General features: G+C 66.9%; 8 protein-coding genes. 2 read left to right on the top strand and 6 right to left on the bottom strand.

Going from position 1 to position 9,370, the window contains the following annotated elements:
* The first annotated feature begins 210 nt into the window (after window positions 1-210).
* Entirely contained in the window at window positions 211-522 is a 312-nt protein-coding gene (locus ABZ293_RS12600; RefSeq protein WP_355179975.1) for a DUF2537 domain-containing protein, read from the top strand.
* Between the two features lie 3 nt (window positions 523-525).
* Here the strand turns inward: ABZ293_RS12600 and ABZ293_RS12595 are convergent, their stop codons facing one another.
* The 3 genes from ABZ293_RS12595 to serC all read right to left on the bottom strand — a co-directional run bounded on the left by ABZ293_RS12595 (window position 526) and on the right by serC (window position 4,091).
* Window positions 526-1,272 (bottom strand): hypothetical protein, encoded by a 747-nt coding sequence (locus tag ABZ293_RS12595; RefSeq protein WP_355179973.1) that lies wholly within the window; start codon window positions 1,270-1,272, stop codon window positions 526-528.
* A 357-nt stretch (window positions 1,273-1,629) separates the two neighbouring features.
* Window positions 1,630-2,766 carry a septation protein SepH gene (gene sepH / locus ABZ293_RS12590; RefSeq protein WP_355179971.1) on the bottom strand — a complete coding sequence of 379 codons (1,137 nt, stop codon included), beginning with the start codon at window positions 2,764-2,766 and terminating at the stop codon, window positions 1,630-1,632.
* 200 nt (window positions 2,767-2,966) lie between these two features.
* Window positions 2,967-4,091 carry a phosphoserine transaminase gene (gene serC / locus ABZ293_RS12585; protein WP_354960648.1) on the bottom strand — a complete coding sequence of 375 codons (1,125 nt, stop codon included), beginning with the start codon at window positions 4,089-4,091 and terminating at the stop codon, window positions 2,967-2,969.
* A gap of 64 nt (window positions 4,092-4,155) precedes the next feature.
* Here serC and ABZ293_RS12580 point away from each other — a divergent pair, with 64 nt between their 5' ends.
* On the top strand, window positions 4,156-4,800 hold the full coding sequence (locus ABZ293_RS12580) for a hypothetical protein (RefSeq protein WP_355179969.1): 645 nt from the start codon (window positions 4,156-4,158) through the stop codon (window positions 4,798-4,800).
* A 40-nt stretch (window positions 4,801-4,840) separates the two neighbouring features.
* On the opposite strand, the gene ABZ293_RS12575 is transcribed toward ABZ293_RS12580, so the two are convergent.
* The 3 genes from ABZ293_RS12575 to ABZ293_RS12565 form a co-directional block, all read right to left on the bottom strand.
* Window positions 4,841-5,428 carry an ATP/GTP-binding protein gene (locus tag ABZ293_RS12575; protein WP_354961519.1) on the bottom strand — a complete coding sequence of 196 codons (588 nt, stop codon included), beginning with the start codon at window positions 5,426-5,428 and terminating at the stop codon, window positions 4,841-4,843.
* A complete protein-coding gene (locus tag ABZ293_RS12570; protein WP_355179967.1) occupies window positions 5,425-8,250 on the bottom strand; it encodes an ATP-binding protein in 2,826 nt (941 codons plus the stop codon). The genes ABZ293_RS12575 and ABZ293_RS12570 overlap by 4 nt, the downstream gene beginning before the upstream one ends.
* Window positions 8,251-8,508: 258 nt before the next feature.
* Window positions 8,509-9,366: a polysaccharide deacetylase family protein gene (locus tag ABZ293_RS12565; protein WP_355179965.1), complete on the bottom strand. Its 858-nt coding sequence runs from the start codon at window positions 9,364-9,366 to the stop codon at window positions 8,509-8,511.
* Window positions 9,367-9,370 lie beyond the last annotated feature (4 nt).

Below are 9,370 nucleotides of genomic sequence, written 5' to 3'. Positions count from 1 at the left end.
CGCAGCGCGTCGTGGCGCGCGATGGAGCTGAGCGCTTGCGAGGTGCAGTCGTGAGCGAGCGTCAGCGGGTGAACCATGAGCGCAGCGCGTCGTGGCGCGCGATGGAGCTGAGCGCTTGCGAGGTGCAGTCGTGAGCGAGCGTCAGCGGGTGAACCATGAGCGCAGCGCGTCGTGGCGCACGACGGAGCCGAGCGCTTGCGAGGCGCAGTCGTGAGCTATTTCCCCAATGGCGCATATCGCCCCTACCAGCCTTACCAGGATCCGACCCCGTGGGCCGCCGGGCTCACCGTCGCGACCATGGTGGCATTGCTGACGGCCGTCGCGGTGTACGCCTTCGGCTCGGCACTGGCACAGGTGCATCCGATACTCGCGGTCTTGGTCAACCTGGTCGCCGTCGGCGGCGCCGCGCCCACCGCCTGGCGCTGGCGTCAGGCGCCGGTGACCCGCTGGGTCATCGGCGGCGGCGCGGCCGGTGTTCTGCTCGGCTGGCTGGTCCTGATCATCGGCGGACTGTCGGGCTAGACCTCAACAGACGCGATCCTTGCCGCGCAGCCAGTTCAGCAGGCCGCGTCGGGGTCGCGTATGGCCGTTGTGCCGCTCGTCGGGCGGCATCAGGTCGGCCGTGGCGGGTGCCTGACCCTTCGGATAGAGGGTGAAGCCGCAGACCGCGATATCACCCGGTATCAGCGCTCCGCCGGCGGCCGGGGCTCGGTAGTGGAAGCCGAGCCACTCGTTATTGGCGGCGTCGGCGAAATCGGGTGGATCGAAGGGCAGGGTCTGCGGGTCCGGCAGTTCCCCGGCCTGCCAGCGCACTGGATGATCACCGGCCCAATACGTGCGCTCCCACACCAGTGGCAGGCCCTCGTCTTCCAGGATGTTCACCCGTGTCGAACTGAACGAGCGCCGGAATTCACCACGCTCCCAATGCGCGAACGAACCCCAGCCATGGTGAGCGTCGAACGAGATGAGATAGGTGTGCTCCGAGGCGAGCGGGCGGACCAGCAACTCCGGCAGTGCCGTCGGATGCGCCCGCGCCGCCTGCGACGAGCAGACCACGGTAACCCCGGGATAGCAGCCGATGTACACCTCGTCGGCGTCCGGCCCCGCGCAACCGCCCAGCGTGCCGACCATGACGGGCAGGACGTCGCGGTCCTCGTGCAGCTGTTTCGCCAGTGCCAGCGCAGCTTCCGGATCCGGATCGTGGTTCGCGCGGAGTATCGCCAACGGATCCTGTGCGTCGACGTACCAGAGAGACGAAGCCTTGGACAGCATTTCCGGCACCTCCCGATGGTTGCACCAAACAGCTCCGCTAACTTCGAGCAACCCACGGCGTCCTCGCGTGACTTCCCACTACCGTGAGCCGCCCGACGTCGACAAACCAAGTCGACGACACACGAAAAATCTACCCGTTCTCCCGCTTCGGCGATGGACCTTCCGCCTCCGAACACGCCAGCGGGCATCAGAAATTCGCAGCAAACAGTTAGCTGACGATCAGGGCGGACAAGATCGAGCAGAGCGGATGGCGGTGTTCTCCAGAACGAGTTCCGCCATCTCGACCATTGTGTGAGCTGGACGCCGAATGTCGCTGTGCTAGACCCGGACCTGAGACCCGGTCCGGGGTAACTCGACTCAGTGTCCCGAGCTGCGGACCCCGAGCAGCACGTCTTCCCACGACGGCATGGGCGCCTTGCCCCGCTTGTTCCGCGCCGCCTTCGCGGGCGCGGCCTTGGTCTTCGGTGCTTCCTCCGCGGCAGGCTTCGCCGAGGCGGCAGGCTTGGCCGGAGCGGTGGGCGCGGGCGGGGCGGCGCTCGCACCGGCTGCCGGTGCGGCCGGCGCAGCACCGGCGGATGGAGCGGTGCTCGTTCCCGCGGCGGCAGCGGCGGAACCACTCGCGGCCGGAATGGCATTCGTGCTCGCGGCGGCCGGAATCGCGGCAGCCGCACCGCCAGCGCTGACCGGCGCGCTGCTGCCACCGGCCGCGACGGAGCGCTGCTCGTAGTACTCGTCCAGGGTCGGCTGACTGCGTGCCGACGTCCGTGCCGGTGCCGCCGCGGTCTCGCGCGCCGGACGCGCCTCGGCGGGGCGGGGCTCCACGGGTCGAGTCTCCACCGGCGGTTCGGGCGCGACGGGCGCCTCGATTTCGGCCTGCGGCGGGAGGATGGTCGCGAGCCCGCGCAGGGCACGGCCGAAGTCGGGATCGATCAGGTCCGAGGCCGGATCGTCGAGCGGGGAGACCGAGCCGCCGTGCGCGTCGGGCTGATAGCGCCAATGCGCGGCGATTTCGGAACGGCCATTCTGCCACTGCAATTGGGCGACCCAGAAGCCCTTTTCGTCCTTCCAGGCATCCCATTCGGCGTTCTCGAGGGTATGCCCGCGTTCGGTGAAGGCGGCGGTGACGATATCGATGAGGGTTTCCACGGCCGGACCGTCGGCGCGCACCGGATGGGCCTTCTGCGCTAGTTCCGCGGCGCGGGCCCGTTCCAGCAGCACGGGATAGGCGAACCGTTCGACCCGGCTCAGCGGCATCCCGGATTCCTCGGTGACCTGTTCTACGGATGCCCCGGCGCGGATACGAGCTTGAATATCGCGGGGACGCATAGTTGCTTCCATCTCGATCTCAATCTGGCCGAATCGGGCAAGGTCTCCGCGTGCTGCGGCTCGAAGCTTGTCGTCGGCGGGCAGCCGGTACTTGTTGCCGGTCTCGGTGTCGATACACACGATGTGCGTGGAGTCGGGCGTCACCCCGATCACTCGAAGTTCACGCACCGTTACCTCCTTATCGCGTCGGCTCGCGACACCGCCCACTTTCCGAAACAGTAGTGCACTACTGATGATCTCGAGGCGGGACACGCGGGGCGGAAATCTGCGAAAGACCTTCCGCGCCCCGCTAGTCTGCTCTGATCGATTCGCCGCACCCTAATGCGCGGCGTGTCGGAAAGTGGGCGTGTCGCAATTGCCGAGCTGATTTACCCCAGTTTCTCGACGACCCAGTCGATGCTACGCGTCAGCTGCGAGACATCCTCGGGGTCGATTGCCGGGAACATGCCCACGCGCAGCTGGTTGCGGCCGAGCTTGCGGTAGGGCTCGGTGTCCACGATTCCATTGGCGCGCAGCACCTTCGCCACCGCGGCCGCATCGACCGAATCGGCGAAGTCGATGGTGCCGACCACCTGCGAGCGATGTGCCGGATCCGCGACGTACGGGGTGGCGTAGGGGCTCGACTCGGCCCAGGAGTAGAGCCGCGACGAGGAATCCAGCGTCCGCTTGACCGCCCAGTCCAGCCCGCCGTTGCCATTGAGCCATTCGATCTGGTCGGCGAAAAGCAGCAGGGTGCCGAGTGCCGGGGTGTTGTAGGTCTGGTCCTTGGTGCTGTTGTCGATCGCGATCGGCAGCGAAAGGAATTCGGGGGTCCAGCGACCCGAGGCCTTGATCTCCTCGACTCGAGCCAGGGCGGCCGGGCTCATCAGCGCGACCCACAGGCCGCCGTCGGAGGCGAAGCACTTCTGCGGGGCGAAGTAGTAGACGTCGGCGTCGGTGATGTTCACCGGCAGACCGCCCGCACCGGAGGTGGCGTCGATGGCGATCAGCGCGTTCTCCGAACCCGCCGGACGCTGCACCGGGATCGAGACGCCGGTGGAGGTTTCGTTGTGCGCCCAGCCGATCAGGTCGGCCGAGGGATCCGCAACCGGTTCGGGTGCACTGCCCGGCTCGGCGGAGACCACGATCGGATCGCCGATGAACGGGTTGCCCTTGGCCACCGCGGCGAACTTCGAGCTGAACTCACCGTTGGTCAGGTGCAGCGAGCGCTCCCGGATCAGGCCGAATGCGGCGGCATCCCAGAACGCCGTGGTGCCGCCGTTGCCGAGTACCACCTCGTAGCCGTCGGGCAGGGCGAAGAGTTCGCGCAGGCCCTTGCGCACGCGCGCGACCACGTCCTTGACCGGCTTCTGCCGGTGGCTGGTTCCGAATACCGAGGCGCCGACGGAGACCAGAGACTGCAACTGCTCCGGGCGCACCTTGGAGGGGCCACAGCCGAACCGTCCGTCGGCGGGCTTGAGATCGTCGGGAATGGTCGGGAACTCAGCGGTCATGGCCAACAGGGTAGTCGGTGGTATTGCTGTGACTCTGACCACACTCCAGCTAACGTTGACGTCCATGAACCTGGCGTCGGTTAGTACGGGGTGGGTACTGCGCAGTCGAGGGTCACGGAACTTCGGGCTACGCGCCGGTACGTTATCGGACGAGCAGCGGCGCGAGTTGCTGATGCACGGCGTCGCCGGGTCGGCGACGATCCTCGGTGCGCGGCCCCAGCGCAGCGAACCAGGACACGTTTTCTGGGTCCGCCTGCAGGTGGAAGGCACGCTGCCATACGAAACCCGGGTCCGGCAGCGGATGCGCCCCGAAGATCTGGAGTGGATGCAGCCCGGGGATGTGATCAATTGCCGGGTCGATCCGGGTGACCGCGACCGGCTGGTGCTCTATGTGCCCGATATCGAGGAGACCGGCCGGGCCAGCATTGCCAAGATCCTCGCCGACGGCCGCCGCGCCGATGCCACCGTACTGGCCGCCGCGCCGGTGGCTGCCGATTACGCCGGTCGCGACGATCCGGTGCTGCGCCTGGACCTGGAACTGCATGCCTGGGATGAGGCGAAACCGTGGCGCGTGCGCCTGATCCAGCCGGTCCCACTGGCCGCCCTCGGTCTCGTTGATCTGGGCCAGCACCTCGAGGTCGCCTTCTTCACTGTCGACCGCGGCGAATCCGTCGCGGTCGACTGGCTCGCCTCCCTCGGGGAGGACTAGCTGTCGAATGGGCGGCTCGGCACAGCCGCCCATTCGAGCACTAGCTCTTCGCCTTGACCCGCGCCAACGCGTGGCCGGTGAGCGCGATCAGGGCGGTTTTGGCGGACTCCCGGTCTCTGGCGTCGATCATCATGACCGGGACGTCGTCGGATAGCGACAGCGCGTCGCGAATGGCCTCCTCGGGGAATTTCGGGGCGCCCTCGAATTCGTTCACCGCGACCAGGAACGGTAGACCGAGTTCCTCGAAATAGTCGACCGCGGCGAAGCTTTCGTCCACCCGACGGGTATCGACCAGCAGGATCGCGCCGATCGCGCCGAGGCTGAGGTCATCCCACATGAACCAGAACCGATGCTGGCCGGGGGTGCCGAACAGGTAGAGCACCAGATCCTCGGACAGGGTGATCCGGCCGAAATCCATGGCCACCGTGGTGGTCTGCTTATCCGGGACCGCGGAGGTGTCGTCGACCTCGGAGCTGAGCTGTGTCATCAGCGCCTCGGTCTTCAGCGGCACGATATCCGATACCGCGCCCACCAGGGTCGTCTTGCCGACGCCCATTTCTCCGGCTATCACGATCTTCGCCGAGACAGCGCGGGACGCGGCGGGGGCTTCTTGCTCAGGTGCGGTCATCGAACATCCTCGGCTGCAAAGGGTTTCAACTTACCAGTGGCTCTTCCGTCACGTACCCCCCGCTGATAGCTGTTCAATCCTGCACGGATCGATTCCGGGTTCCGTCGTGGGCCCGCCGCCGAATCCGTTGTCCCCGCCCCTGATTCGGCCCCACCGGGCACCAACTGATTTCCAGGGTCTCGTTTCGGTAGTCCCGAGGTCGTCCTTTCCGTGATCTGCGCATCCGCCGCCCGCTGTGCGGCAGACCAGCCTTCATCCGCCGCCGAATGCCAATTCGTCAACACCGGTAACTCCCCTGTAGTCGGATCCGCCAACCACTTCGACATCATCCCGGCGAATATCGGCGTCGTTTCACCACCGGTATCCTGCGCCGATTCCCCGTCCGGTGTGGATCGGATGGACTCTGCCGCATCCCCATTCGCCCCGGATGCTGTGGATTCGGTAGGCGCGGTCTGGAAGAACGATGATGTCTTGGCCACGCGCTGAGGCCCGGTCGGTGGACCCGAATCGGGCTCGCTCGCGGATGATGGCGTAGCGGCGGGCGGTGTCGAGGTAGCCGGTGTCGAGCTGGCCGGTGTCGAGGTAGCCGGGGCCGATGTGGTCGCTGCGGTTGCACCGGAAGTCTTGGCTGCGCCAGCGGCTGCACCCGCCTTCCGGCGCCCCTTGCGATTAACACCCGGAACCCGTTTCGGCAGGCCATAACTGGTGATCACCGGCGGTGCGGCAGGTGCGGCGGGTGCTTCGGGCGCGGGCTCCGCTGGCTTGGGCAGGGCCGACGGTGGCGCGCCGATCCGCCGGGCCGCGGGTGCGGCCTTGGCCGCGGGGGTGACCGCCTTCGCGGGCGCAATGGCCTCGACCGCGGGCGTGACTTTGGCGGCCGACTCGGCCTTGGCCGTCGCCGCGGTACCCAACGCATCGCGATGTACCGGAATCACCGGCTTCAGAGTCGCCGGATCATCCGGATCCTGGGAAGGCACGTCGATGAGCGCGGGCGGAATGTGCAGGCTCGCGGTGATTCCCGGACTCAGCGCGCGATCGTGGGAACGCCGTAGTCGAACCGTGATGCCATGGCGCTCGGCGAGTTTGCCGACCACGAACATGCCCATCTGCCGGGTCGTCGCGACGGTGACCGCGGCCGGCGTCGCCAGCCGCTCGTTGATCTCGTTCAGTTCGGCCGCCACGATGCCGATGCCCTCGTCGATGACCTCGATCAGCAGGCCGCCCTCGGAGGTCCGGCTGTAGGAGAACGTGACATCGCTATCGGGTGGTGAGGCGCGCAGCGCGTTCTCCAGCATCTCCGCGATCAGGTGCACCACATCGGTGGCCGCAATGCCAGCGACCCAACCATCGGGTGTGGCACCGGATTTGACCCGCTGATAGTCCTCGACCTCGGAGACCGCGGCGCGCAGGATATCGCGCACCTCGACCGGTCCGGACCGATCGTGGCGCGACCGCGTCCCGGCCAGCACCAGCAGGTTGGCGCTATTGCGCCGCATGCGGGCGGCCAGGTGGTCGAGCCGGAACAGCTGTCCGAGCCGTTCGGGATCCTTCTCCTCGAATTCCAGCGCCTCGATCATGCTGAGCTGGCGATCCACCAGGGTCTGGCTGCGCCGCGCCATGGTCTCGAACATGTCGTTGACCTGATCGCGCAGCAGTTGCTGCTGGGCGGCGAGTTTGAGTGCCTGCGCGTGCAAACCATCCACGGTGCGGGCGATTTCGCCGATCTCCTCACCGGTGTGCACCGGCACCGGTTTGACCGTGATGTCTTCGAGCTGGGCGCCGAGCATGATCCGCTCGACCTCACTGGGCAGATCCTGTTCGGCGAGTTCGCTCGCGCCCGCCCGCAGCCTGCGCAGCGGCTGCAGCAGCGAGTGCGCAACCAGCAGCGCAAAACCGAGCGCCGCGACCACCGTGACGAGTACCACCAGTGAGGCCCGTAGGGCCGCGGACTGGGCCGCCATCACCTTGTTGTCGACATCGCTGATGACGCCCTGCACGATCTCGCCGGTGAGTCCGGTGTAGACATCGCGGGATTCGATGGCGAGCCGCCGCAGTTCGACCAGGTCCACGATGTGGGTGTGGATCCCCGTCTCGATCATGTCCTTGAGCACGGCGTTGTTGGGACGCACCACCCGATCGAGGTCGGGCTTGGCCGCGGGCACGGCCTGCTCGATCGCATCGGTGGTGGCCAGGAATCGCCCCTGCGCGGTATGGAAACCCTCGGCCTCGGTCGGCTGCTGGATTGCCTGCATCGCCGCCATCAGCCAGTTGAATCCCTCGACCTTGCCGACGAGCACATCGGAGAGCTGTGCCTTCGCGACCACGACCGAGCCGACGCGGATCGGGGTGAGCAACTTGTCCACGGTGCCGATGGCATCGACGACGATCGCGTTGTTCAATTCGACGGCCTTGACCGGATCGCCGCCGCCCTTACCGCCCGAGCGGATGACTTCGCTCGTTGCGGTCATCTGCTGCAGCGCCCTGGCGACCGTCGCATCGAGGCCCTTGCGCTTGGCGCGCAGGGTGGCTTCGGTAATAGCCGTTGACAATTCGACCAGGTCTTGGTCGGTGGTGGTGCCGTAAACCTGCCCGCCCGCGACGGTCGAGGCCGCGGATTCGAGTGCGGTGATCGCCGGAATATCGGAGATCCGATCGGCGGCATCGGCGTATTGGGAGTAGTCATTGAAGAAGACCGTCAGGCGCAGGCCGCCGAGCAGAATGGCCGCGGCCAGCGGAAGCGCAACGGCCGCGCCGATTTTCCAGCGCACCCGCCATTGCTCCAGGTGCCGCCACCGAGTGTGCGCGAATATTCCCTGCGCCACCCTACCTACCGCCTTCCGCTCGGATCGGCTCGATCAGGTCACCTCGCGCTCGGCGAAATGCCCAGTGAGCAGCCGTGATCCGTCTCACCATTGTGCTGCGCCCGAACTTGTCGGGCAGGTTTGTCTATGAGCGACCGGCAGGCGGTCGGCTGACCTCGGGATAGCAGTCAGCATCGGTACCATACTGGCTCGCCGCCGAGGGGTGCGCGTTATTGCCGCGATCCCTGGGACGTCCAGTCCATTCCGTAATATTCGTGTTCACAGATGGACAAAGGTGAACCCCGCCGCACGCAGTGCGGGTAGTGCCGCGGTCATCCCGGCGGCCGTCCCGGAGTTCGGCCGGTGCATATGCGCCAGCGAGATCGCGCCCGGTTCCGCGGCTTTCATCGCGCTCTGGACCTGTGCCGCGCTCGCGGTGGCGCCATAGTCGGCGTTGATGCTGAAACCGACGGGCCGTTCGCCGAGCTCGTTCACGATCGACACCGCGACATCGTCATAGTGCGCGGTACCCGCGCGGAAGAAGCGCGGCGGTTTGCCCAGCAGGTTGGTGAGTCGTTCGTGATTGGCCCAGACCTCGTCGACCGCCTCCTGCGGCGATCCGGTGCCCGCGATGTCATAGGCGGCCCGGCCGGTCACCGAGAGCGGCTTGTGCGCCACACCGTGATTGGCCAGCTCGAACAGGGGGTTCGCCGCCAGTTGCGTGGCCCGACCCGGATTCGCATCGATCCAGCGCTTATTGAGGAATAGCGTGGCCGGAATCTGCTGGGAGATAAGCAGATTCAGCAGGGCCTCGTCGATATCGTTATTGTCGGGCCCGCCGCATGCGTCGAAGGTCACCGCCATTTGCTTGCCGGTTGCGGCAAAAGTGCTGGTGATGCCGTCCATCTTCATGCCCCACTGCTGCGGCTGCGCACCCGCGTGCCGGGCGGCCACCGCTGCGGGCGAGTTGGCGGCGGGCGCCTGCTGCTGGGCCTTCGGCATGGCCTGCACATCAACGGCGTTCGCGGCGGTCGTGGTTCTCGGTTGTGCGACGGTGGTCTTGCCATTGTCGGTACTACATCCAGCGACGAATGCCGCGGCCGCAGTACCGAACCCGATCAGCCGCCGCCGCGACATATTC

Origin of the sequence: Nocardia sp. NPDC005998 (assembly GCF_040614395.1) — a bacterium.
Lineage (GTDB): Bacteria > Actinomycetota > Actinomycetes > Mycobacteriales > Mycobacteriaceae > Nocardia.
Note: the sequence above shows the minus strand (reverse complement) of the source record. Positions and strands in the feature narration are given on the sequence as shown.

Coding starts and splice junctions, on each gene's coding strand:
- ABZ293_RS12580 (WP_355179969.1), top strand. CDS start 4,156: ATGAACCTGGCGTCGGTTAGTACGGGGTGGGTACTGCGCAGTCGAGGG.
- ABZ293_RS12575 (WP_354961519.1), bottom strand. CDS start 5,428: ATGACCGCACCTGAGCAAGAAGCCCCCGCCGCGTCCCGCGCTGTCTCG.
- ABZ293_RS12595 (WP_355179973.1), bottom strand. CDS start 1,272: ATGCTGTCCAAGGCTTCGTCTCTCTGGTACGTCGACGCACAGGATCCG.
- ABZ293_RS12565 (WP_355179965.1), bottom strand. CDS start 9,366: ATGTCGCGGCGGCGGCTGATCGGGTTCGGTACTGCGGCCGCGGCATTC.
- serC (WP_354960648.1), bottom strand. CDS start 4,091: ATGACCGCTGAGTTCCCGACCATTCCCGACGATCTCAAGCCCGCCGAC.